General features: G+C 70.0%; 18 protein-coding genes. 3 read left to right on the top strand and 15 right to left on the bottom strand.

Features of this window, described 5'->3' with window-relative positions; all coding sequences use genetic code 11:
- Nucleotides 1–34: 34 nt before the first annotated feature.
- The gene (locus KBO27_RS18065) at nucleotides 35–400 is read right to left on the bottom strand and encodes a hypothetical protein (RefSeq protein ID WP_210971102.1); all 366 of its coding nucleotides are present in this window, start codon (nucleotides 398–400) and stop codon (nucleotides 35–37) included.
- A 181-nt stretch (nucleotides 401–581) separates the two neighbouring features.
- Here KBO27_RS18065 and KBO27_RS18060 point away from each other — a divergent pair, with 181 nt between their 5' ends.
- Together KBO27_RS18060 and KBO27_RS18055 are read left to right on the top strand one after the other, a co-directional pair.
- Entirely contained in the window at nucleotides 582–1,715 is a 1,134-nt protein-coding gene (locus KBO27_RS18060) for a tyrosine-type recombinase/integrase (RefSeq protein WP_210971101.1), read from the top strand.
- A complete protein-coding gene (locus KBO27_RS18055) occupies nucleotides 1,712–3,151 on the top strand; it encodes a hypothetical protein (protein WP_210971100.1) in 1,440 nt (479 codons plus the stop codon). Before KBO27_RS18060 ends, KBO27_RS18055 begins: the two co-directional genes overlap by 4 nt.
- Here the strand turns inward: KBO27_RS18055 and KBO27_RS18050 are convergent.
- Nucleotides 3,121–3,993 (bottom strand): recombinase family protein, encoded by an 873-nt coding sequence (locus tag KBO27_RS18050; RefSeq protein ID WP_091679426.1) that lies wholly within the window; start codon nucleotides 3,991–3,993, stop codon nucleotides 3,121–3,123. The genes KBO27_RS18055 and KBO27_RS18050 overlap by 31 nt on opposite strands.
- Nucleotides 3,994–4,047: 54 nt before the next feature.
- Complete coding sequence (locus KBO27_RS18045) at nucleotides 4,048–5,253, bottom strand: IS110 family RNA-guided transposase (protein WP_091679428.1); 1,206 nt, start codon at nucleotides 5,251–5,253, stop codon at nucleotides 4,048–4,050.
- Nucleotides 5,254–5,782: 529 nt separating this feature from the next.
- Here KBO27_RS18045 and KBO27_RS18040 point away from each other — a divergent pair.
- Nucleotides 5,783–6,649, top strand: a complete 867-nt coding sequence (locus KBO27_RS18040) for a DUF4241 domain-containing protein (protein ID WP_210971099.1) — start codon at nucleotides 5,783–5,785, stop codon at nucleotides 6,647–6,649.
- A 201-nt stretch (nucleotides 6,650–6,850) separates the two neighbouring features.
- Here the strand turns inward: KBO27_RS18040 and KBO27_RS18035 are convergent, their stop codons facing one another.
- From KBO27_RS18035 to KBO27_RS17980, 12 genes are all read right to left on the bottom strand, one after another.
- The gene (locus KBO27_RS18035) at nucleotides 6,851–9,949 is read right to left on the bottom strand and encodes a Tn3 family transposase (protein WP_091679433.1); all 3,099 of its coding nucleotides are present in this window, start codon (nucleotides 9,947–9,949) and stop codon (nucleotides 6,851–6,853) included.
- Between the two features lie 155 nt (nucleotides 9,950–10,104).
- Entirely contained in the window at nucleotides 10,105–11,037 is a 933-nt protein-coding gene (locus KBO27_RS18030; RefSeq protein WP_143101978.1) for a hypothetical protein, read from the bottom strand.
- 338 nt (nucleotides 11,038–11,375) lie between these two features.
- A complete protein-coding gene (locus KBO27_RS18025) occupies nucleotides 11,376–11,759 on the bottom strand; it encodes a helix-turn-helix domain-containing protein (protein ID WP_005456801.1) in 384 nt (127 codons plus the stop codon).
- A gap of 362 nt (nucleotides 11,760–12,121) precedes the next feature.
- A complete protein-coding gene (locus KBO27_RS34605) occupies nucleotides 12,122–12,973 on the bottom strand; it encodes a phosphoadenosine phosphosulfate reductase domain-containing protein (protein WP_083844754.1) in 852 nt (283 codons plus the stop codon).
- Nucleotides 12,974–13,069: 96 nt separating this feature from the next.
- A complete protein-coding gene (gene bioD / locus KBO27_RS18015) occupies nucleotides 13,070–13,750 on the bottom strand; it encodes an ATP-dependent dethiobiotin synthetase BioD (protein ID WP_005456800.1) in 681 nt (226 codons plus the stop codon).
- A gap of 97 nt (nucleotides 13,751–13,847) precedes the next feature.
- Nucleotides 13,848–14,633: an enoyl-ACP reductase FabI gene (fabI, locus tag KBO27_RS18010; RefSeq protein WP_005456799.1), complete on the bottom strand. Its 786-nt coding sequence runs from the start codon at nucleotides 14,631–14,633 to the stop codon at nucleotides 13,848–13,850.
- Nucleotides 14,634–14,872: 239 nt separating this feature from the next.
- Nucleotides 14,873–16,555 (bottom strand): dihydroxy-acid dehydratase, encoded by a 1,683-nt coding sequence (gene ilvD, locus KBO27_RS18005; protein WP_005456798.1) that lies wholly within the window; start codon nucleotides 16,553–16,555, stop codon nucleotides 14,873–14,875.
- Between the two features lie 35 nt (nucleotides 16,556–16,590).
- On the bottom strand, nucleotides 16,591–18,036 hold the full coding sequence (locus KBO27_RS18000; RefSeq protein ID WP_005456797.1) for an NADP-dependent isocitrate dehydrogenase: 1,446 nt from the start codon (nucleotides 18,034–18,036) through the stop codon (nucleotides 16,591–16,593).
- Between the two features lie 46 nt (nucleotides 18,037–18,082).
- On the bottom strand, nucleotides 18,083–18,682 hold the full coding sequence (locus tag KBO27_RS17995; RefSeq protein ID WP_005456790.1) for a hypothetical protein: 600 nt from the start codon (nucleotides 18,680–18,682) through the stop codon (nucleotides 18,083–18,085).
- A gap of 91 nt (nucleotides 18,683–18,773) precedes the next feature.
- Nucleotides 18,774–21,404 carry a DUF2309 domain-containing protein gene (locus tag KBO27_RS17990; protein ID WP_210971098.1) on the bottom strand — a complete coding sequence of 877 codons (2,631 nt, stop codon included), beginning with the start codon at nucleotides 21,402–21,404 and terminating at the stop codon, nucleotides 18,774–18,776.
- Nucleotides 21,405–21,558: 154 nt separating this feature from the next.
- Entirely contained in the window at nucleotides 21,559–23,142 is a 1,584-nt protein-coding gene (locus KBO27_RS17985; protein WP_091679436.1) for a proton-conducting transporter transmembrane domain-containing protein, read from the bottom strand.
- The gene (locus KBO27_RS17980) at nucleotides 23,139–23,597 is read right to left on the bottom strand and encodes a hypothetical protein (protein ID WP_005456782.1); all 459 of its coding nucleotides are present in this window, start codon (nucleotides 23,595–23,597) and stop codon (nucleotides 23,139–23,141) included. Before KBO27_RS17980 ends, KBO27_RS17985 begins: the two co-directional genes overlap by 4 nt.
- Nucleotides 23,598–23,640 lie beyond the last annotated feature (43 nt).

Here is a 23,640-nt window from a genome sequence, read left to right as displayed (position 1 = left end):
GATGCTGGCGAGGCGAGATCCGGGTCGGCGACGGCTACGAGATGCCGCCGTCGGCGTCCGGTGCGAGCAGCCGCATGATCGCCGACGGAAGCATCAGGTCGCCCTTCGACCCCCGCTGCGCCGGGCAGCCCTTCGTCCCGTCGGTCGCCCGAGGCGTCGGCAGGAACGCCTCGGGGTCGACCAGCGGAAGCACCTGCTGCGACAACGGCGGCCGGAAACCCGCACCCGCCCGGCGACCCGCCGTGCCGGTGTCCGACGCCCTCGGCGTCGGCAGCAGCCGCGCCTCGTCGGGCAGCGACGGACCACCACCCTGCGTCCTGTGAGTGCAGTTCTTCGCATCCGAGGCGGTCGGCGTAGGCAGCAGCTTCATCACCGCGTCCACCGCGTCGTGCAGATTCACTTGATGCCCACCAGCTCGACGCCGCACCGGGTCCGCCGGACCTCGGTTGTCGCCGTCGCGGGCCTGCGGGGTCGGCAGCATCCGGGGAGGCAACGGGGCGGGGCCAGGCGACCGTCTTATCTGGACAGTTCACTCTTTGTTGCCACGGCGGCTGGTGCGTGACGGGCTTAGGGTTCGGCACATGCACGTGGTGAAAGTGGTTGGTGCTGGTCCTGGTCAGCCGGCTGTGCGTCTGGTTGACGGAACCGGCGCGTCCGTGGTCGAGGTCGAGGGGTTTCTGCGGTTGCTGGCTGTTCGGGAGTTCTCGCCGAATACGGTTCGGGCGTATGCCCATGACCTGCAGAAGCTGTACTTGTTCCTGGCCGAGGCGGGGCTGGCGGCCGGTGAGTTCACTCCGGCGCGGGCGATGGAGTTCTTGCAGTGGTTGCGGCTGGTGTCCTCGTCGCGGCGGGCACAGCGTCTGGAGTTGGGCGTGGTCGCTGGTGAGGGCCGGGTGCTGTCGGCGAAGACGTGCAATCGGATCATGGCCGCGGTGTCGTCGTTCTACGAGTTCCTGATCGCCAGCGAGAGCTACGCGGGCCGCGAGAACCCGATTGTCAAGGTGACGGACCAGGCCGCGGCGAGGGTGCCGGGACGGTCGCGCCCGCCGCTGGACAACGCTCGGAAACAGCGGCCGGTGCGCAGAGTGTTGCGGGTGAAGACGGTGGAGGCGTTGCCGCGCCCGATGGCTGCGGAGGTCTATTCGGCGCTGCTGGGCCAGCTGCGCAAGCGGCGGGATCGGGCGTTGCTGGAGGTGATGTGGGAAGGCGGCCTGCGCCCCGGCGAGGCGCTCGGTCTGCGGCTGGAGGACATCTCCTACGGGCAGCGGCGGGTCACCATCCGGAAGCGGAACGACCATCCACGAGGAGTTCGCCAGAAGTCGCGCCGCGACCGGGTCGTCGACCTGTTGGAGGGCCGTGCCCTGCCCGCGCTCACCGATTACGTGATGCACGAACGACCCGCAGACGCCGAGGATTCGTGGGTGTTTCTGGTTGGTGGCAAGGGAAAACGTCGTTGCGAACCGCTCGGCTATGACGGTGCGGTGCGGATGTTCGCCCGCGCCGCCGAACGGGCCGGGGTGCGGGATGCGTGGTTGACGCCGCACAGCCTTCGCCACACCCACGCCACGCGAATGTTCGAGGGCGGGATGCGGGAGCTCACGCTGATGACCCGGCTCGGACACGCCACCCCGGAGTCGATGCAGGTCTACATCCGCGTCAGTGATCCGGAAGTCGTCAAGGACTACCGGCACGCGGTCGGGGACCAACCGCGGTGAGCGGGAACGGGGCGCTACGCGCTTCACTGCCCACCTCCGGCCGGACGATCCCCTGCCACTGCGACGACGTCGAGTACGCGGCCTTCACCTCGCGGATGCCGCTGACCGAACCTGGGCGGCGCAAGCACTTGAACTTCTCCCGCCGGTTCAGGGGCACCTATCCGGACCTGACGGTCTGGTTCGATCTGCCGTTGCGGCAACGGCTCGGCTGGCGGGCCGGCGAGTCCCAGAACCAACGTGCCAGCCCGGCTGCGGATGCCGATCCGACGCTGGGATGGATCAACTTCAACGCCCGCACCTACCTGACCTATCTCGCGTTGACCGGCCGTCTGCGCCTGGATTGGGGTTGGCTGCTGGGCATCGGCGTGCTCAAGCCGTGGCGGGTCGCCGACCAGCTCGGTCTGCCGCTGAGCCTGCAAGCCGACGACCTGCGAGAGCGATTGATCGCGCTCGGGCACGTCGACGACGAGCAGAGCTTCCGGCTGTCGTGGGCGCTGATCCGGCTGGTACTGCGCCGCGGTGATCCGGATCTGGGCGCCGTCACCGCCGACGATGTGGAGGGGATGCGGCGCACGATCCAGCACTTGGACCGGGTGCCCGGGATCGGCGAGGTTGTTCCACCAGCTCGCCTGGCCGGATTGAGCGCAGCGTGGGGAACCAATGCGTTCCGCGCCGGGTTGGCGCTGTTCCACGCCGGCATCATCAACTCCCAGCCGGTGCCCTATCGCGGCTTGCCCCGCCACGCGTTGAGCAGCAAGCCCCGCATCGCTGCGGTGATGGACCGCTACCTCGCTGAGCGCGCGCTGGTCCTGCGAGCCGAGTCGATGTCCAGCCTGCGCGGGGGGTTGCGCCGGTTTGGGCTCTGGCTGGACACCGAACGCCCCCACATCGCCAACCTCGACCAGTTGCACCGCGCTGACCTGGTCGCCTTCATGGAAGCCGTCCACCGCCAGCGGAAGATCAAACACTGGACGGTTACTCGGGCCAGCAGGGTCTGGACGTCGCGGGTGAGCTGGGCGAGTTCTTCCTCGCGGGGTTCGAGGATCTCGGCGAGTACCGCGCAGGTGCTGGACCGCGGTGGTCTGCCGGAGCTCGTCGAGTGCCTCGTGCGAGCAAGCCAGTTCGCCGGTGACCATGCGGCGGATGAGTTGTCCGCCGGGCCGGCGCAGATACAGGCACAGCGAGTACGGGTTGTCGTAGCTCTCCAGCAGCTCGGCCAGCGGCGCCAACCAGGCGGCCGGTTGCCCGTCGGGCTGGGTGAACAGCTCGACCAAGTCCCGACGCGCGATGCAGGATACGCAGTGCCCGCGCAGCAGACGGCCCATGGCCCCACAGGTCGGGCAGCGGTAGGAGGGGGACCGCCGGGATACGGGAGAAACCTGCCAAGTAGTCGGGTAGTGCCTGGTCAGGCGTCGTTGTCGGCGAGGGCGCGGTAGAGCGAGGCAACTGAGGGGTGCCGGCCGGCGTTCTTGCCGGTCTTGATGGTCAGCTTCTTGACGATGTCGGGCATCGGGGTGCCCTTGTCGCGCAGGGCGCGGGCGAAGAGCACGTCGTCTTCGTCGATCACCTTGGGTCGGCCGCCGTGGTTGCCGCGTGCGGCGGCGGCCTGCTGGCCTTCGAGGGTCTTTTCGCGGATGTAGTCGCGGTCGAGCTGGGCGGCGACGGCGAGCACGGCGAAGAGCATCGATCCCATACCGTGTGGGTCGTAGATGCCGGTCAGCGGCCCACTCAGCAGCTCCAGCTGCACCCCGCCACCTTGCAGCTGGGCGGACAGCGTCATCAGCTCGGCGGCGTTGCGGGCAAGGCGTTTCATCTCGTGCACGGTCAGGATCACCGGCTGGTCCGGTGCCGCGATCTTGATCTCGTGGGCGAGGGTGAGTGCCTTCTCCAGCTCGGGGCGGATCTTGATGCGGGTGCTGATCTTCTCGGAGAACACCCGCGTGCAGTGCGCGGCCGCGAGCGCGTCGAGCTGGCTTTGCAACTCCTGGGTGGCCGTCGAGCAGCGAGCGTAGCCGATCCGGATCGGCGCCCCGTTCGTCTCAGGCGCCGGCGCGGCGACCTCGGGGCACTGCGTCCACTTCTTGCCGGGCCCGCGATCGGCCGGGACGGGTACGGTGAGTTCGTCGCGTAGCGCGGGCACGAGGATGAAGCGCGCGGTGTGGTACTTCGCGGCGGTCTTCCCGGCGCGGGTGCGGCAGGCGCTGCCGGCGGGGACGTCGCATTGCGGGCAGGGGTGGCGTTCGACCGCGGCCGCTGCGTCGTCGGGTCCGAGTTGCATACCTCCAGTCTCTCAGAACTCTGTCAAAACCGGGGGGGTGTCCCTATGTGGTTGTCAAGCCGCAGCCGGGGCAGGAGTGGTCTCGGGGTGCCGGTAGTAGGTCTTGTTGCGGAGCATGGCGAACAGGACGTCGCAGCGGCGCCGCGCCAGGCAGATCAGCGCGGCGTTGTGCTTCTTCCCTTCATCGCGTTTTCGCTGGTAATAGGCCCTGCTGGTGGGGTCGGACAAGGCTGCGAACGCGGCGAGGAAGAACGCCCGCTTGAGTTTGCGGTTGCCGGTGCGGGCCGGGTGCTCGCCCTTGATGGAGGAGCCCGAGCTGCGGGTGACCGGGGCGATGCCGGCGTAGGCGGCCAGGTGGCCGGAGGACTTGAACGCCGTGGCGTCGCCGATCTCCAGCAGGATGCGGGCTGCGGTCCTGACCCCGACGCCGGGCATGGAGGTCAGGACCCCGGCAAGAGGGTGCGCATCGAGTATCCCTTCGACCTCGGTGGCGACCTGTTTGCGTTGCTGGAGAACGGTTTTCAGGCTGTCGGCCAGACGGGGCAGGACGGTGTCGGCCGCCGTTGTGCCCGGGACGACGACGGTCTGCTCGTCCAGCGCGGCCAGGATCGCGGTGACGAGTTTGTCGCCCATGCGGGGCGCGTGCGCGGTGGCGATCGCGGTGAGCTTGCGGCGGCCGGCGGCGCGGATGCCGGTCGGGCCGCCGCAGCGGGACAGGATCTCCAGCACCGCCGGGTGACTGATCCTCGGGCCGATCGCGCGTTCCAGGGCGGGGTGGACGCCGGTGAGCAGGCCGCGGATGCGGTTGCCGATCCGGGTGGCCTCACCGGCCAGGTCGTCGTCGAACCCGACCAGCACGTCCAGCTCGGCCAGGGCGTCGTCGCCGACGTCGACCGGGCGCAGCGTGTGCGGCAGCGAGCGGGCGGCGTCGGCGATGACGAACGCGTCCCGGGCGTCGGTTTTCGCGCGGCCGGGGTAGAGGTCGGCGATGCGTCGCATGGCCAGGCCGGGCAGGTAGGCCACCCGGTGGCCGGCCGCGCGGGCCACCGCGACCGGCAGCGCGCCGATCGTCGCCGGTTGATCGACCACCACCAGCAACGGCCCGTGCGCGGCGAGCTTGTCGAACAGCGCCCGCAGCTTCGGTTCGCTGTTGGGCAGCGGCGCGTCGTGAAGCCGCTTGCCCGCCGGGTCCAGGCCGACGGCGTGGTGTTCGCCCTTCCCGACGTCCAGGCCGAGGAACACCTGGTAACCGCTGGTCATCCGTCCTGCCGTTCGTTCGTCGCGGGTGGTCGCCGGTCGGGCATCGACGGCCGGCACCCACGTTACGACGAGACCTGCCCGGCGGGCGGCCGTGTCCCTATCAGCGGTCCCTCGATGCCACCAGGTCCGGTGACACCACCCCCCGGATCATGCGCTCGACTGGGGGCGTCAGTCATGCCGGACCTGGCGACCACGACTCCTTGATCAGGAGCTACGAAAAAGGTAACGGGGGGGGTCTGAGAGGTTTTGTGCGAATCGCGACCTGCGGATCTTCGGGGCGGATCGGGCTGTTCGCAGAACTGTCACAACTGTTCATTTATGAGAGAAACTACAGGTCCCTTGCCGCGCGAAGCCTGACACCGGTGCCCTTCCAGGTATCCGATCGGATCCGTTAGGACATTTGCCGGTGGACATGGCTAGGCCGGGGAGAAGAGGTGGCTACGATCGCTTCATCAGGTGTCGCCAAGGTGTCATCCGTCTTCGGCGCCGGTGGACAGTGAAGAAACTCGTCGAAGGAGCAGTTATGCCGGTGTCCGCACCCGATTTCGAATGGCTGTTCGCCCCAGGAACGCATCACACACTGTCCCGCGGCGATGTCGCCACCGTCCGGCTGCGGCAGGACGCCTCGCTGTGGCTGCCGTCCGGGCGGGTCGTCGCCGGCGAGCCGGCCATGTTCTTGTCGATGTCCGGCTCCGAGGACAGGTTTGTCCAACAGGTGCCACCGGGCCGGTATCCGGTGGTGCTGGTGCTCGCCGTGTTCGGCGAACCGGACGAGCAGGATGCGCAGGAGTGGGTCGCGGCGGCCCGGCTGATGATCCGGGACGAGCCAGCCGCCTCCTGGGAGATGGCGACGTGCGCGGGCCAGGATGCCGCCGAACTGGGCGACGACGAGTACTTCGGCTATCCGGTCGACGGCGGCGCCGGCGGCTTCGTGGACGCGGCGAACATCGCGGCGCTGCGCGAGAACGACGACTACAGCAACCAGCTGCTATCTAACCTGGACATCCACATCCTCGGCGAGACCGACCGCACCGCGCCCGCCACACTGGCCGACGACGGGGACCGGCCCCTTGCGGTGGCGTTTCCCTCTGGTAGCGGAGACGGGCACTATCCAACCTGGGTTGGGCGCACCGCCGACGGCGAGGTCGCTTGCTTCCTCACCGACTTTTGCATCCTGACCGGGGATGGCGATAGCGAGAATGACGAGCCACCCTCAGGCAACGGTCCGATAAGCGTCCCGGAGGACTCGACCACGCCACCACGCCCGCCATATGCGGCCAGGCCACAGCCACTGTCTCCAGTGCAACGGTCTCCAGTGCGGCCCCCCACCGGGATCGCCAGTCCGGCGACTCCGAACATCCGGGCACGCCGCTCCCCGAGCAGCGATGAAACGTGAAACCTCGTCGTGCGGGGTTGGGGCGTCGGATCGCGCCCTAAGTGGCGAGACGCATGCGCGTCGCGCGCGAGGCAGTTTCCCCCAGGGGGCGCTTCCCGGCGATTGGGGTTGCGCGCAGCCCGCGATGGAGTCGTTGTCGCAGTCGATCTCGACCATGACCGGAACGACGTAGCGGACCCAACGGGTGGTCATCAGGATCCCTTACTTCGCGGTGACGCGCGCCCTTGTCCGGCGCGGCGCGGTGGCGTCGCCGGGGAACAGCGCCCCCGGCACCAGGTCCAGCGTAGTGACCGGCACCGCGTCAGGCGGCGACAGATCGAGCACCCAGTCCCCGAAGCGGCGGATGGTGTGGGTGATGTACGGGGAGATCGTGGCCAGATCGTCGGTGTCGATCGGGTGCCCGTCGGAGGCCAGCGCGTTCGCCGCGGCGGTGATGTCGCAGGCGTTGGAGTAGATCACGCAGTTCGCGAGCAGCTCGTTGAACTTGATGATCTTTTCCTGGTAGTCCGGGTCGTTACGCCCGACCGCCTCCCCGCCGAAACGCAGCCACGCGGAGAACCCGTGGAACGCCTCGGCCTTGTTGGTGATCGCGGTGATCTGCTCCCGCAACTGCGCGTCCGCGAGGAACCGCAGCAGCGTGATCGTGCGGATGACCCGGCCCAGCTCCCGGAACGCCCGGTACAGGCGGTTCTTCCGCGAGTTGTTGCCCAGCCGGCGCAGCAGCGTCATCGACGACAACCGGCCCTCGCTGATCGAGATCGCGGTGCGCAGCAGGTCCGTCCAATGCGTCTCGATCAGGCCCCAGTCGATCACGTTGTCGCCGAACAGCGAGTCGATGTGCGCGAACCCGGTGTCCGCGCTGGGCCGGTAGAAGTTCAGATCCGCCCAGTTGCGGATGCGCGGGAGCAGGTCGAAGCCGAGCAGCGCGGCGAGCCCGAAAACAGGCAGGGACTGGCCTTGGGTGTCGGCGTGGATCGTGTCGGGCTGGATCTCCGAGTCGTTGCGCAGCAACCCTTCGATGATATAGACGGCCGCCCACACCCCGCACGGGATGAAGTGGGAGAACAGGGCGATGTAGGTGTCGGAGATGTGCCGGTAGGCGATCCCGCCGTAGCCGCCGTAGCGGATGTGGGACTCGGCGAGGATGTTGTTCTCCCACGTGTCCACCTGCGTGCCGTCCACCGCGACCACCCGGCCGTCGCCCCACATCCCGGCGACGTCGAGCTTCGCGAACTCGTTGATCACGTCGGTGGACGCGGCGTCGATCTTGGCGCAAGTGGTGTGCTTGTTCGCCGCGATCGACAGCTCGTGCGCGCTGACCTGGTCACGCATGTGCCGCGCGACCTGCGCGGGGCCGAGAAGCGTGCCGTTGGCGAACACGGTCAGGACGTAGCGGGCCATCGCGTCGCGGATCTTCGGGTCCGATCCCGACGCCGGCCCGAAGTGCCGCGGCCAGCCGACCAGGTGCGCGGTGCGGGCCAGGATGTCCAGCAGCCCGCGTTCGGGCAGCCGCTGGTGAATCGACTCCTCCAGCGCCAGCGCGGACGGGCGCCGGTCGGCACCCTTGCGGCGCCGCAGGACCGGGCGGCCGTCCTCGAAGGACAGGTCGGTGTTGTGCGGGAACCCGGCGTCCACCACCGCGGCGATATCGGTCAGCGCCGCCCGGTAGTGCGCCGTGAGCTCCTTCGGGTCCGAGGGAATCCCGGCCTGGCCGCAGAACTGCTCGGCCAGCGGGACGCACTCATCCCAGGACATCAGCTGCGCGTGCAGGTTGGCGTAGGAGTCGGCGCCGACCACCGCGATGTCCCCGGAGCGCAGCTCGGAGGCGAGGTAGGAGAACACGCACACCTCCAGGTGACGGCGCACCAGCTTGCCCGGCCGGTCCTTCACCACCAGGATCTTGCGCCACGCCTCAGTGACGAAGTCGATGTCGATCGCCACCGTCACCGCGTCCGCCCCACGCCCGACGGTCACCTTCTCCGGGACGTACTCGCCGGTGCGGCCCCGGATCGCGCGCAGGAACTCCACCGCGTCGGCCACGCTGTGATCCGCGCTGGTCGGCTCCAGGTCGAGGGTGTCGAGCAGGGTGAACAGCGCCGAGCGGTGGCTCTTGTAGAACTTCTCCAGCAACGGCAGGTAGTTGTTGCCGTGGTGCGCCGACACCACCTCATGCGCTGCCGAGAGCTGCTCCACCCCGCCCGCGTCGGCCAGCGTCTTGAGCAGCAGCCGCCCGGCCCGCTCGGCCACCGCGGCCGCGGGTTCCGGCGCGGTCGCGCCGTCGTTGTCTGGTGCGGTGGCCTCCCGGGCGCCGGCCAGGACATCACCGAACACGTCCAGCAGCCGCTCGGACTCGGCGCGGTGCTGCTCATGCAGCTCGACCAGCCGCTCCTTGCCCTTCTTGTGGATCACCGCCATCCGCTTGCAGAACATCGTCGCGACCTCGTCCCGGGCCGTGGTCCGGCACTCGTGGATCAGGCTCGCCAGCAACGTCCACCGCTTCGCCTCGCCGATATCCCGCATGTCGCCGACGTCGGTCACCCGCGCCTCCCCGGCGAAATGCGCGATCTTCGTCGCCGGGATGCCGTCGAGCCACTGCTCGGTCGCGCCGAGCTCGTCCAGCGCTTGCAGGTGGGCCAGGCGAAGCTTGAACTTTCCCACCGACGCCGCCTTCGCCGGCGTCTTCAGCCGGTCAAACTCGCTGCGCCGCGATGTCGGGTCCAGCCACAGCAGCCGCGCGAGCCGCCGCCGGTCCGCCGCGTCCAGCCGGGTCGCGACCAGCCCGAACAACGCGGTGTTCGTCTCGGTGCGGCTCGCGGAGACCATCTTGTCCAGCGTGGTGAACCCCGGCAGCTCGCGCCGTGCCCGGACCAGCTCCTCCAGCGCGACGTTGATCAGGTCGGCCGGGTTGTCCTTCGTGGTGACCGCCTTGCGGATCGCTTTCTCGGCGATCGCGCGTGCCTCGGCGGGCTTGTAGACCACATTCAGTCGGTCACGGACGTAGTCACGGTGGCGACACAACGTCCGATCCGACTCGTGCACCGCCAGGACGTCCTCGGCCAGGCCCAGCGCGGCCCGGACATGGTTGATCACCACCACCGGCACGTCAGCCAGCTTCGGGAAATGCCCCAGCCGCTGGTAGCACTTCAGCAGCACCACCAACGCCAGGAAGTTCGGCTCGCCCTGACTCCGCCCCCGAGCCCACTCAATCTCGCCGGCGACCGGCGTGAACGCCTCCGCCAGCTCACGGACCGACACCACCCGCTTGAACCGAGGATAGGCGGTCCGATCGATCGAAGCCACCCAGCACCCCAGGCCCAGCCAGCGGACGTAACCCAGCGCACCCTAACCAACACCCGCCGCACCCACGTCACACGGGCTCTCTAACGATCTCTAGCGCCCTCTACCAGGCACTACCCGACCACTTGGCAGGTTTCTCCCGTATCCCGGCGGTCCCCCTAGGAGAAGGTGACGCCCGCGCAGTCCGGGCACAACGGCCCGGCGGGCTCGCGGCGGAACACCGCGGCTAGTTGGCCGCAGCAGTGGCAGTGCTCGTGTGTGAGCCGTACCGCGTCCACACAGGACAGGCAGACCGGGCCCTCCGGCCAATGTCGTTCGGCGCGGGCGGTGGTTCCGCATCGGGTGCAGGGGACCTGGGCGGCCAGGTAGCACGGCACGCACCTGGCCACACCGTCCGTAGCTGGCACGGACATCGACGGTCGTTGCCCGCAGTCGGTACACGGCGGACCGGGCCGCACCACTTCCCAGCACGCTTTGCACCACGGTCCATTATGGTCACGCGCGCACACCACCTTGTGGACGCCGCAGCCCGAGCACGGTTCGGCCAGCGTCTGGCGGCGGCAGCCGTCGCACCACGGTTCGCCGTCGGCGTCGCGGTAGGCCACCAACCTGGTCCGGCCGCAGTTGTGGCACGGCTGGCGTGGCCCAGCTTGCTGGGCGCAGGCCCGGCAAACCCCCGTGCTCAGAATCCCGACCTTGCGGGTCTTCCCGCAGCGCGGGCACAGCACCTCCGGCGCACGCCGGTTGTCGCACTTCTCGCACAGTGGCCCGTCCTCGATGAGCCGAGCCGCAGGCTTGTCCTCGCCGCAGTCGATGCACCGGCGCAGCGGCCGTTGATGCCCGCGCTGCCAACACCGCCGGCACACCGGCCGTTTCTCGTCGTCGCGGACGGTGACCGGCGCCGTCTGGCCGCATCGTGAGCAGGGCTCGGCCAGATGCGTCCGGCGGCATCGTTCGCACCACGCTCCTTCCTCGGTGTGGGCGGCGGCCAGCACGACCTTGCCGCACATCCAGCAGGGCTCGCGGGGAACGGTCTTGCGGTGGCAGGTGTAGCAGACCCGGCCCTGCGGGCTGTTCTTCGTGGCCTTCATCGTCCGCCCGCATACCGAGCAGGGCAGCGGGACGCGCCGCTCGCGCTGCCAACACCGCGAACACACCGGCTGCCCGTAGCGCCGCGCGGCCACCCGCCCCGACCGACCGCACAGCGAGCACGGTTCGGCCCGGCGCTTTCCGTTGCAGTTCTGGCACCACGCCCCCTCCGCCGTACGTCCAATCGGAACGGTCAGACGGCCACACCCGACACAGCTCTCCTTGTCCCGGCGGGCGTGGTAGCAGGTATGGCACAGCCCGCTAGCGACCAGAGATCGGTCGCATCCACAGCTGGCGCAGACACCTCGCCCTTTCCCCACGTGCGTGACCCGGTGTCCGGTCAGCTCTCGGCGTCGAAGAAGTCCGCGGACAACAACGGCATGTCCGGCACGGCCGGCCGCGGACCCCGGCGAGCCGGCTCCTCGGTGGCCGATTGCGGCTCGACCTCCACCGCCAGGTCCTCGAAGCGGCAGTCGAGGATCTTGCACAAGGCCAGGATCAACTCGATCGGCATCTTCGGCGGACGTTCGGTGCTGACGAGCCGGTAGATCGAGCTGCGGTCGAACTCGAAGCCGTACTTGCGCAACTCCGGGATCAGCTTCGTGGTGGTGTACCAGTTCTTGCGGACCGCCATCAGCTCACGCAGCCGCCACTCGTAGCGCGGCTGCCGGACCTGCACGTCGTCGTTCTGCTCGTCCGGTCCTTGCCGGGACACCGCGTTCATCGCACCCTCCTCCGGCGGCCAGCAGGCTCACCTGACGTGTGATCGCTGAAGTCGTCGTCCATCTCCGCCTCCGTCTCGGCCATCGCGAAGGCGCGTTGCAGCACGGCTTCCTCGGCACCGCGTCCAGGTGCTCGCGGACCTTTAGGTTCTTGAAGTCGCTGCTGACCGCCGTGTAGATCGCCGTGGTCGCCGCGTGGGAATGACCGACCTGGTCAGTGACGAACTGCCCGTCATAGCCGGACTCGATCAGCCTGGTCACGTACGTTCTCCTTCTTCCCGCACTCGGCGTGTGCGGTGGGGTTCGTGTGGCGATTGAGCAGGGACGGCCTTTGTGACTTTGTTCGCCGCGCCAGCGACGGCTCTCAGGCTGCGCGTGGCCTGGTGTCGTGTGCGCGCTTGTTGGTGTGGCTGCTGATGCGGAGTTCGAGCCGCACGGTTTGGTTGTGGCAGCGGTACAAGGCGCGTGGGTCGAGCCAGTCGGCGTCCCGGTTGTCGTCCGGCGCGAGGCCGACGGCGGTGGGTATGCCGAGATCGGCATCGGTGTCGGTGAACAACGTGCCGGCGCCGAGCGTGATCTCCTCGCCGACCGTCGGCGTGACGGGTGCCAGGGACCGCGCTATGTCGCCACAGTGCTCGGAGCGACGTGTCTCGACCACGATGGCGACGAGTCGTCCCGGTTGGCCGACGGGTGCGTTCTCGAACGAGACGTAGTCCTCGGCATCCGGACCGGTGAGCAGGAACACGGTGCCGTAGCGGTCGGACTGGCGTTCGAACCTCGGCCACCACAGTTGGCCCTGGCCGAGCTCGATCGTGGCTGTCTCCTCGGTGTGTCCCGCGGTTGCGGCTTGCTCGGCGGCGGTGATGATCTCGGCCATGGACAGGTCGTTGCGGAACCGGTGCCCGATCTCGGCTTCCAGCTCCGCGTACTCGGCGGCCAGTTCCGGGCGTAGTTGTGCGGCGCGAACCAGATCCGCGCGGCTGGCGAGCACACAGAGGGAGCACGACAGGCGGGTCATGCCCTGGTCGTAGGCCGGGTGGTACGGCACACCTGACGCATGGATGCGTTGCCATACCTGGGTTTCGGTCCAGTCGTGGATCGGAAGCCAGGTGTCGACAGTGCGCCGGCCGCTGCTGGCAGCCTCGCCACGACTCAGGCGAGCCTGCTGGCGCAGAGCAATACCGTTCCGCGTCGAGTTCTCACCTCTCGCGATCACTCATGGTGACTGTCGCTGCCGGGTGAAACTGACCCGGTCTGACCAACCGCTCGGGTCCAGGACGTGGGTAAGCGGGTCAGTGACCGAGGGGCGTGGTCAGGGATTGCGTGCCGAGGGGGGCTCGCCGCTGATGGCGCGCCAGGCCGCGTCGGAATCAACGGTGTCGGCGAGGTCGTGGTTGGTGAGTACGGCGAGCGCGTCGATGGCTGTCAGCCAGTCGCGGCTACGCCGGTGCACCTCGTCGCTGGGGTCGTATCGGTTCAGGACGACTAGCACCTCGTGTCCGGTGAGGGCTCGCGCGGCGAGGCGCACCTGGGACACAACTCCTAGGACAGGCTCGGTGACCAGTAGCACGAGGTCCGGTCTCACCCGCTGCGCCAGTGAGAGGGTGTCGCCGTCATGGGCGATTGGTGAGCACAGCCCGCCTGCGCCCTCGACGAAGCCGATGGCGACGTCTGAGGGCCAGTCGAGTTCGGCGACGAGGTCGTCGAGCAGGATCGGAGCCAGTTGTAGGGTGTCGGCGGCCATCGGTGGCGCGAGGGGTACCGGGTACCACCGGTGTGGCGGGCACACCGTGTCGGCGGGCGTGTCAGTTGCCTCGCCGAGCACGGCGGCGTCGGTCGCGGTATCACCGGGTGTGAACGACTGCGCCGGTTTGCGGGCCGCGACCTCGATGCCAAATGCTCGCAATCGTCGCGACAAGGCGGCGGTCACCCAGGTCTTGCCGACCTCGGTGCCGGTGCCGGTGACCAGGATGAGTCGGCTAGGTCGGGTCATGGAGCGCCCACCGGGTCAACCAGCCGAGATCTTGCCCAGTCTGCGCCAGGGCACCTGCCCTGGTCAGTGTGGAGGTGTTGGATGTCCTCGTGGCCCATCATGATCCCTGTTGGCGCAGGGGCGCGGCCATGGCGTGGTAGCCGCCGTCGACGTGGAGGATCTCGCCGGTGATAGCGCGGGCGAGGTCGGAGAACAGGAAGCAGACGGCGTCGGCCACCGGGGTCGAGTCGGCTGGGTCCCACCGCAAGGGCGAACGGGTTGCCCAGGCGTCGAGCAGGGCTTCGAAGCCGGGGATGCCGGTGGCCGCCCGGGTATGGATCGGCCCGGCCGCGACGAGGTTGACCCGGATTCCGGCAGGCCCGAGGTCGCGTGCGAGGTACCGGTTGAGCGACTCCAGTCCGGCTTTGCAGACGCCCATCCAGTTGTAGACCGGCCACGCGGCGCTGGCGTCGAAGTCGAGCCCGACCAGGCTGGCGCCGGAGGGTGGGGCGAGCCGGTTCACCGCCGCGGCGAGCGCGGCGAGGGATACGGTGCTGGTCTGGAACGCCAGTCCGATCCCTTCGGGGCGGGCGTTGAGTAGGGGGCCTTCCAGGGCGTCGGCGGGTGCGAAGGCGATGGCGTGCAGGGCGCCGTCGAGTCTCTCCCACCGCTCAGCGATCGTTGCGGTGAGCCGGGCGGTGTCGTGGGAGGCAGTGGCGTCGAAGGGGATGACGTCGATGTCGCCGGTGAGCTGCGCTGCCGCCGCACGGGCCCGATCGAGATCGCGGGGGAGCCCGGTGAGCAGCACCTCGGCGCCGAGTTGTTGGGCGCGGCGGGCGACGGCGAAGGCGATGCTGTCGGTGGTGACGACCCCGGTCACCAGGATGTGCTTGCCGTCCAACACAGTGCGGCTCCTTCGCGGGGGTTGGTGTGTGCGGCCCGGCAGGCGTGGGTCGTGACCGCTTGGTGGACGTCGATGGCCCGGCGGATGCAGGGTCCGGTCGTGGCGGTGATTCCTTCGACAGGGCGGTCGGCGCTGGCGGCACCGCCGATGCGCCCCGCAGGCCGTGCCGCCGGCACGGCGATGGGAGAAAAGCCGGATCGCTCGCGTGACATGATGGTGTTTGCGTCGGGTGGGGCTGCTCATCGTGGGGTGGCGCCGACGAGCGCCCCCTGCGAGGCGCAGCCGACGAGGCGGCTGTACTTGGCTAGGAAGCCGTTGCCGGTCGGGGCAGGGGGTGGGTGCCAGCGGTGACGGCGTCGTTCGAGTTCGGCAGGGTTGACGTCGAGATCGATGGTGCGTGCCGGGATGTCGATCATGATCGGGTCGCCGTCGGCGACCAGCGCCAGCGGCCCGCCGGCAGCGGCCTCGGGGGCGACGTGGCCGACGCAGAGGCCGGTGGTGGCGCCGGAGAAGCGGCCGTCAGTGACCAGCGCCACCTGGTCACCCAGGCCGGTGCCGCGGACAGCGGCGGTGACGGCGAGCATCTCCGGCATTCCCGGTCCGCCGCGTGGGCCTTCGTACCGGATCACGATCACCTCGCCTGCGGTGAGGCGACCGCCTGAGACGTAGCCCATGGCGGCGTCTTCGTTGTCGAAGACCCGGGCTGTGCCGTGGAAGCGGTCGACGGTCAGGCCGGCCATCTTGACCACCGCGCCGCTGGGGGCGAGTGCCCCGCGGAGGATGGCCAGGCCGCCGTCGGGGCGGAGCGGGTCATCTGGCGTTCGGAGGACCGTACCGTCGGGTTTCGGGGCTGCGAGTTCGGCGAGGTTCTCGGCCAGGGTGGCTCCGGTCACGGTCAGGCAGTCGCCGTGGAGCAGTCCGGCGTCCAGCAGCGCGGCGAGCACTGCGGGCACGCCACCGACCTGGTGCAGGTCGGCCATGACGTGGCGCCCACCGGGACGGAGATCGGCGATGTGGGGGGTGTGTCGGCTGATCCGGTCGAAGTCGTCGAGGGTCAGGCGGACGCCGGCTTCGTGGGCGATGGCGGGTAGGTGCAGCGCGGCGTTGGTCGACCCGCCCAGGGCCATGACCACGGTGATGGCGTTCTCGAAGGCTTCGCGGGTGAGGATGTCGCGTGGGCGGATCCCGGCGCGCAGGGCGGCGACGGCGGCCGCTCCGGTGTCGTGGGCGATGCCGGGGCGTGTGGGGTCGATGGCGGGGGCGGATGCCGAGCCGGGCAGTGCGATACCGAGGGCTTCGGCTTCGGCGGCGATCGTGTTGGCGGTGTACATGCCGGCGCACGATCCGGCTCCTGGGCACGCGGCGCGCTCCAGCTCGTCGAGGTCGTCGGTGCTGAGCAGGCCGCTTGCCTGCGCGCCGACGGCCTCGAACACGTCCTGGATCGTCACCGGCCGACCCTGCCAGCTCCCGGGGAGGGAGGAGCCGCCGTACAAGAACGCCGTGGGTACGTTGAGGCGTGCGGCGGCCATGAGCATCCCGGGAAGGCTCTTGTCGCAGCCGGCGATGGTGACCATCGCGTCGAGTTGTTCGGCCTCCATGACACACTCGACCGAGTCTGCGATGAGGTCCCGGCTGGGAAGGGACGCGCGCATGCCGCGGTGCCCCATGGCGATCCCATCGGACATGGCGATGGTCGAGAACCGCATCGCCACCCCGCCCGCCTTCCTGACCCCGTCGGCCGTCGCGCCTGCCAGGCGGTCCAGGGCGATGTTGCAGGGTGTGAGGTCGTTGGCGGCCGCGGCCACACCGATCTGCGGCCGGGTGAAGTCCTCGTCGGCGAACCCGACTGCCCGCAGCATCGCCCGGGCCGGTGCTCGGGTGACGCCGTCGGTGACGATTCGGCTACGGTGACGCGGGTCCATGTCTTCTCCCGGCTTCGCTTGGTCAGCTCGGCCCTTCATTGGCCCTGGCCTCGGGTGAATGCGGGTTCGCCGTCGAAGGCGTAGAGTCCTTCGGTCTTGATCGGTTCGATGCCGTGCTCGACCATGCGGGCCTGGAGGGCGACGACCTCGGCGGCGGTGGTGGTCCCGCGCGGGTCGAGGAAGCGGCATCGCCAGTGGTCGGTGAGCAGGGTCTCGGGCGCGCCGCCTGGCCAGACCTTCTGTCCCCGGTTGGAGATCATGTCAAGGTGCAGGGGTGCGGCGAACGGACGAAGCTTGGCGGCGAGTTCGTCTGGGGTGGTGTCTGGGCTGTGGACGAACACGTCGACGCCGAGCTGGGTCTTGGCGGCAGCGGATCGGCCCGCGAGCTTGACGGTGATCGGCCTGTGCTGGGCGTAGTGCGTTGCCGGCAGCCGGGTGGGTTCTTGGCCGAGACGGTCGATGACCGATGCCGCGAACGCCGTGGTGCCGACCTTGGAGGTGCTGGTATCGGGCTCGTAGATGTCGTAGGTGTGGATGCCGTCTTCGATGGTCCGCAGCCAGGCGTTGTGGACTCGGCTCGCGACGTCGGCTTGTCCGATGTGGACCAGCATCTGTACCGCGGCCAGCAGCAGCCCTGAAGGATTCGCAACGTCTTGGCCGGCTCGCCGGGGGGCGGATCCGTGGATGGCTTCGAACATGGCGACTCGCTCGCCGATGTTCGCGCTTCCGGCGAGGCCGACAGATCCGGCGATCTGGGCGGCGACGTCGGAGAGGATGTCGCCGTAGAGGTTCGGCAGGACGACGACGTCGAACGCCTCGGGGGTGTCGGCGAGCTTGGCCGCACCGATGTCGACGATCCAATGCTCTGCCTGGATATCGGGGTAGTCGGCGGCGACCTCGTCGAACACCCGGTGGAACAGGCCGTCGGTCATCTTCATGATGTTGTCCTTGGTGAACGCTGTCACCTTGGTTCGCCGATAGGCTGTGGCGTACTCGAAGGCGTAGCGAATTACCCGCTCGCATCCCTGCCGGGAGATGAGCTTGAGGCACTGCACGACCTCGTCGGTCTGGCGGTGCTCGATGCCGGCGTAGAGGTCCTCTTCGTTCTCCCGAACGATGACGACGTCCATGCCAGGGTGCTTGGTGGCGACGAACGGTGCGTAGGCGACGCATGGCCGGACGTTGGCATAGAGACCGAACGTCTTGCGCACGGTGACGTTGAGGCTCTTGAACCCTCCGCCTTGCGGGGTGGTGATGGGCGCCTTGAGGAACACACCCGTGCGGCGGATCGACTCGAGCGCCTCGGGAGTGACGCCGGCGGGGTTGCCAGCCTGATAGACCGACTCTCCGATGGTGATCGTGTCGATGTCAAGGGCCGCGCCTGCGGCGTTGAGCACCGAAAGGGTGGCTTCCATGATTTCCGGACCGATTCCGTCTCCGTGGGCGACGGTGATCGGTGCGGATGTGGAATGCGTGGTCATGCTGCTCCTGAGACCGAGGACGTGACGGGACGGGACGCTGGATGGGCTAGGGGCGAGTCGTGGCGGTGCCGCGTGCGAGCCGGCATCCGGCGCTGGTCGTGCCGCACGGTCCACTGATGCCCTGCTCTGGGTCATCGATGTACCAGTGGGTCGCGACCAGGCGCGGGTAGCGGCTGCCGAGTTCGGTCAGGGTGGCGTGGACGGTGTCGCGGGAGTCGGTGTGCGCGAAGACCGGAAAGAACGCTCCCGGCAGGCTCGCTGCGGGCGCCGCGCCTTGCACCAGGACATCGAGGATCAGGCGCCGTCGCTGGTGGGGGTTGTGTGCCTCGCGCAGGGCGGAACCGTCCAGCCAGCACAGCGACCACAGCCCGGACACCGAGGAGGAGGTCCGGATCCCCACCGGCACTGCTGGCGGGCGCCCTTCCGTGGGGTCCCCGACGGCGCATCCGCAGGTCTGCACATGCTCGCCGCACGGGAACAACGTGGGCAGGTCCGCGTCAAGCTCGCGGCGGATCCAAATCCCGAGCAGGGCGTCCCGCTGAGCTGGATCGCCGCCGTAGCGCCGGTGGTGGACCAGGTAGTCGCTCGCCTGCTCGACGGCGACCTCGGCGTGGTCCACACTTGAGATCAGTAGAAGCGCGCTCATCGGGTACCTCTCTTTCCAAGCGGCTCTGTTACGTGGGGAGTTAGGACAGGTCGTTCCGGGTGGGACGCCGCCATCGGGTGGTGTGGAGCGGTCACGGGAGCGCCTGCCGGGATGTCGGTGCTGGCGTGTCGGTGCTGGGGTGCCAGGGCTGCCACCCGGTGGGGGTGTAGCGGTGCCACGGGTCGTCGGGCTGTTCCCGTGCGGCGAGTCCAATCCAGTCGTGGCTGAACATGTGGTGCAGCATTGTGTGGCGGGCGATGAGGGTGTCCAGCCTGGGCAGGGGTGCCTGCACGATGGCGAGCAGGCGTTGCGGTTCATGTCGGGCGTGGTGGCCGTCGGTGAGGGACTGCCAGGGCAGGCCGGGCTGGAGGTCACTGGTGTGGCCGGTCATGACGCCCAGGCCCCCACCGGTGACGTTGTGCAGGGTTTTGCTGCCGGCGCCGAAGGACTGCGGGTCGACGGTGGCGAAGTAGTACTGGCTGTTGATCCAGTGTGCGACGACGAGCGGCGCGGTGAGGATTGTTTCCAGGACGGTGCCGGTCGGGTCGAGGTCGGGATCGTAGTCGTGGAGGAACACGCGGCTGTGCAGGTCGATGCCGCGGGTGAGGGCGCGGGGCGCGATGAGGAAGGCGGCGTTGTCGGCGAGACCCCATTCCGGGAAGACCTGGGCCCAGTCACGGGCCCGGGCGCGGGTGTGGCGCGTCGCGTGCCGCGGGCGGGGCCGGGTGGGTGCGCCCGGCAGGATGGCGCAGCGTTCGGCGGCCAGCCGGGTGCCGGCCGTGCGGAGGTCGGCGGTGAGCCTGTCAGCGTCGCGGCGGTGGGTGGCGGGCAGGAGGTGGGTGTCCAGCAGGCGTACGGTGTCGGTGGTGGTGTCGTGTTCGGCCGGGACGAACCAGGTGTCGTCGGGAACGGTGATGCCGCGGTCGGCCAGGTGAAGGCGGACCTGCGGATCGTTGAGCAGGGCGGCGGCCGTGCGGGCGTTGGGACCTCCGGGATGTCCCCCGCAGGCGCCGCAGTCCAGCGCGGCCTGGTAGGGGTTGTTGTCGGTGTGGGCGCGGTGCCCGCAGAACACGACCAGCCGCGCGAACCCGCGGGTCAGGCCCATCAACGTCAGGATGGTTTCGGCGGTCGCGGCACGCTCCTCGGGGGTGAGCGCCTCGGCGATGGAGATCTCGGTCTGCGGCTCGGGCGTGATGCGGCGGGCCCACCACGCGCCTGTGGCGCCGGCGGCACGGGGAGTGAAGGTCTTGGCCGCGGCCAGCGGCCCGGCCAGCCAGCCGGCGGCTTCGGCGAGGGCGAACGGCGCCAGCAGGTCGTCCTTGGCGGCGTGCAGGGAGTGCTCGGCGGCGGCGAGCACCCTGCGGCCGGCCAGTGACCGCTCGGCCGCGCGCCGCCGACCAGGGGCGGGGTGCTCGGTGAGGGTGTGGCGAGGCGTGATCGGGCCGGGACACTGGGTGCGAGCGGCACCCCCGGCGAGGTCGCGGTAGCGCATGGCGACGGCGAAGAAACCGGCGAAGCCCAGGGTCTGGTAGCTGCCGAGGACCTCCAGGTGGCGGCGCAGTCCTTCGGAGCGGGGATCGATGCAGCACACCACCTGCGCCCGCGGTGGGGCTTCGGGCAGTTCGGGCTGGGGCCGGCCGAGGATGCGCAGCAGCAGCCGGCTCCGGTAGTGGTCCTCGTAGGCGTCCAGCCAGACCAGCGCCCGCTGCTGGATCGGCAGCTGGTCGAGCAGCTCCACCAGCTCGCTCCGTTGGGCGGCATCGGTGTCGGTGACTTCCAGCGCTCCCAACAGGTGGTAGGCCCGGTCGTGCGGGTCGACGGTGGCCTGCCGGGTGTCGAACCGGCTCGCGGAGGCCCAGGACCACGCTGTGCCGGGAGCGTGGGAGCCGGCGAGCGCGGCGGCTTCGACGGCCAACCGCAACGCGAGGTAGTCGACGAGGTCGATGCCGCTGTCGGGCCGCTCGCCGCGCCACCGGACGTGGGCGGCGAAGCCGGGCAAGCAGGCCAGGTGGGCCTGCAGGTAGCGGGTCCGCTGGTCGTCCGGGACACCGAGCGCGGCCAGCGCGTCCAGGATGGTGTGCTCGGCGCGTTCGGGCAGGTGCCGCAGCCGCGCCCGCACCGGCCGCGGCAAGGTTCCGTCATGGGCGGCCAGCGCCCGCCACGCCGAGTAGAAGCCGCGGTCACGACCCGGCATCCGCCAGGTGGACTGGCCTTCGTCCAGGTAGGCCGCGCACCACTGGATCGTGTGGGTGTTGAGCAGGGCGGCCACCTCCGGGGCCAGTGCTTCGGCCGCGGTGCGTGCCTGACGGCGCGGCGGTGGACACGCGATGCCCTGGTGCAGATCGGCCACCAGCAGGTCGACCGGGTCGTAGGCGCGGTTGCCGAGAGTGAGCGGGCCCCGCTGTAGCGCCGTGGGGTGGCGGCGGGCCAGCGCGGCGCGCAGGTCGTCGTCGGTGATCCGGCCGCGCTGCCAGGCGGCACGTAGCCAGGTCTCGTCTGGGGTGACTCGTGCTCCGAGCAGATCCGCGGCGGTGGTGGCCGCGTCGGCGAACGGGCGGTCCAGCAGGCCGGACAACGGGTTGACCGCGATGAAGTCCGCCAATGGCCAGGTCGGAGCCAGGAATCCGGCCGCGTCGGCGATCTCGGCGCGCACTGCCGCCTGCTGTGTGGCGACGTCAGAGACGGCATCGGGGGCGAGGTTGGTGGCGGGGCCGGTGGTCATGAGTGTGAACCCTCCTGCGCGAGCACGACGCGACAAGTGGCGGAACGTGCGACCGTGGAGAACAGGGGAAGCCACGCGTGCGGGACAGCCGGTGACTCACCTGTCATGGCGGCGACCCGCTTGCGCGGGATGCCGTCGAGCGCGTGGGGGCGAGTCACGCCCGAGCTCCTTCCAGTTGGGGAACCGGCCGCGGACGCGGTGTCGGTACCAGCCATGGCGGGTGACCCCAGGCGGCGGTGTACGTGCGCTGCTGCCCGGCGGACAACGCCGCCACGTACAGCCGGTCGCGCCACCGGCCCAGACCGACCGCGGGTGCCAGGTGGAGCAGCAGCGCACCGGCCGCCAGCACCGCCACCACGGTCGCGAGAACCCAGGCCGAGACAGCGGCGGGCCCGCTTGCGGGCAGGCTCGGGGCCAGGAGCTCGGTGACCGCGCCCACCAGGGCCAGGTACCCGATCGCCACGCCCGGCAGCACGATCACCACCGTGACCAGCGCGCCGCCGGTCGGGTGACGACGCAGCCAGCCCCACGCCAGCCGCGCGGCGGTGGCCACGGCGAAGAGCGACAACGCGACGCCACCGGCATGAAGGGGTAGCAACCAGGCCGCCACCCCGACCGCCGCGACGGCGGCGACCCCGGCGAGGACAGCGACCTGCGCTGCGCGGGCAGGAGCCAACCGAGGCGCGGGAGGAGCCGCAGTGTGGCCAGCGTGCCGCTGCACGGCCGACCCCGAGCCGAGGAACAGGGTGGCTTTGAACAGCCCGTGCGCCACCAGGTGCACCACCGTCGCGGCGTAGAGGCCGAGCCCGCAGGTCATGAGCATGAACCCCATCTGCCCGATCGTGGAGTGCACCAGCGCCCCTTTGATGTCGGGGCGGGTCAGCATGATCGCGGTGGCGGCCACGACGCTGGCGGCTCCGATGGCGAACGCCAGGTGTGTCGCCACCGGCGCGGCACCGACGATCGGCGACAGCTTCACCAGCAGCACCCCGCCGGCGTTGACCACGCCGGCGTGCAGCAGAGCCGAAACCGGGGTCGGTGCCGCCAGGGTCGCCGGCAGCCATCGGTGCCAGGGCAGCTGCGCGCACCGCACGGCCGCGGCGACCACCAGCGAACAGGCCACCACCGTGCCCACCGCACCGCCGAGGGCCGCGTCGCCCTGGTGGCGCAGGTCGAGATCCCCCCAGACCGTGACCGCGAGGACAACCCCAGTCCACAACGCGGCGTCCCCGGCGACGACGGCACGGGTGGTGCGCCGTGCGGCATCGACGGCCGAGGGCGCCGGCCGATACATCCCCACCAGACGGCACAAGATCACCCCGGTCAGCGTCCACGCCACCGCCAGGGTGACGAGAGTCGCCGCGGTCACCATCACCGTGGTCGCGGCGGTCAGCGCCCCCGCCGCGACAGCGAAGCGGGCCGCGGCCGGATCGCCGTGCAGGTAGCGGCGGGCGAACGCCTGGACCACGGCGCTGACCGTGCACACCAGCAGCAGAACGATCGCCCCGACGTGGTCGACCACCAGCCCGGTCCAGGCTCGCCCGTCCGGGTTGGCCAGCACCATCGCCACCGGCCCGCCGACTACCACCGTCACGGCCAGCGTCCCCGCCAGCGCGGTGGCCACCAGCGCCGCACCCGCACCCAACGCGGGCGCCAAGCTTCGTAGCCGCCGGATCGACCCGGCCATGGCCGCAACAGCGGGAAGGGCCACCAAAACGAGCAGCGTCACCCCTGTCACGCCGTCGTACCTTCCTGACCCGCGCGCGCCGCCGCGCCGCGCGTCGCCGGGGCTCCGGCGAGGTCGGTGGCGCGCGGCTCAGCACCGGTGCCCGCAGCGGGCTCGGGCGGCGAACCGAGGTGTTCCAGGCAATGCGGAGGCAACGCACGCCCGTCGAAACCCCCGATCCGCACCCGGACGAACTCGTCGTGGACCACGCAGTACAGCGACCGCCCCCGTTCCAGCTCCCGGGCGATGTAGGCACCCACGCTCTGCGCGGCCCCCCGCCGCACGCCCGGCGGGCTGGTGTCGATCACCACGTCCGGCGGCGGCGAGGCCCACCGGTGCGCCCAGCGCCGCGCCACCTCATCGGCCGCGCGCTCGCCGGTCAGTACGCCCGCCATCTCGGCGTCGACCACCGCGCCCACCTCCCGCAGCAGGTTCTCCCACGGGAGCGCCATCTCCTCGTCGCCCATGACACCCACCTCCCAAGCACGCTACCAATGACCTGTGTTCTAA

It is taken from the genome of Saccharopolyspora endophytica (genome assembly GCF_018070075.1).
In the GTDB taxonomy this organism is placed as follows: Bacteria; Actinomycetota; Actinomycetes; order Mycobacteriales; family Pseudonocardiaceae; genus Saccharopolyspora; species Saccharopolyspora endophytica.
This window is presented reverse-complemented; position numbering and strand designations above follow the sequence as displayed.

Bases quoted from the DNA above. Each gene is read 5' to 3' on its own strand.
- KBO27_RS18060 (WP_210971101.1), top strand. From the start codon at position 582: ATGCACGTGGTGAAAGTGGTTGGTGCTGGTCCTGGTCAGCCGGCTGTG.
- KBO27_RS18050 (WP_091679426.1), bottom strand. From the start codon at position 3,993: ATGCAACTCGGACCCGACGACGCAGCGGCCGCGGTCGAACGCCACCCC.
- KBO27_RS18045 (WP_091679428.1), bottom strand. From the start codon at position 5,253: ATGACCAGCGGTTACCAGGTGTTCCTCGGCCTGGACGTCGGGAAGGGC.
- KBO27_RS18030 (WP_143101978.1), bottom strand. From the start codon at position 11,037: ATGAAGGCCACGAAGAACAGCCCGCAGGGCCGGGTCTGCTACACCTGC.
- KBO27_RS18025 (WP_005456801.1), bottom strand. From the start codon at position 11,759: ATGAACGCGGTGTCCCGGCAAGGACCGGACGAGCAGAACGACGACGTG.
- bioD (WP_005456800.1), bottom strand. From the start codon at position 13,750: ATGACCCGACCTAGCCGACTCATCCTGGTCACCGGCACCGGCACCGAG.
- ilvD (WP_005456798.1), bottom strand. From the start codon at position 16,555: ATGGACCCGCGTCACCGTAGCCGAATCGTCACCGACGGCGTCACCCGA.
- KBO27_RS18000 (WP_005456797.1), bottom strand. From the start codon at position 18,036: ATGACCACGCATTCCACATCCGCACCGATCACCGTCGCCCACGGAGAC.
- KBO27_RS17995 (WP_005456790.1), bottom strand. From the start codon at position 18,682: ATGAGCGCGCTTCTACTGATCTCAAGTGTGGACCACGCCGAGGTCGCC.
- KBO27_RS17990 (WP_210971098.1), bottom strand. From the start codon at position 21,404: ATGACCACCGGCCCCGCCACCAACCTCGCCCCCGATGCCGTCTCTGAC.
- KBO27_RS17980 (WP_005456782.1), bottom strand. From the start codon at position 23,597: ATGGGCGACGAGGAGATGGCGCTCCCGTGGGAGAACCTGCTGCGGGAG.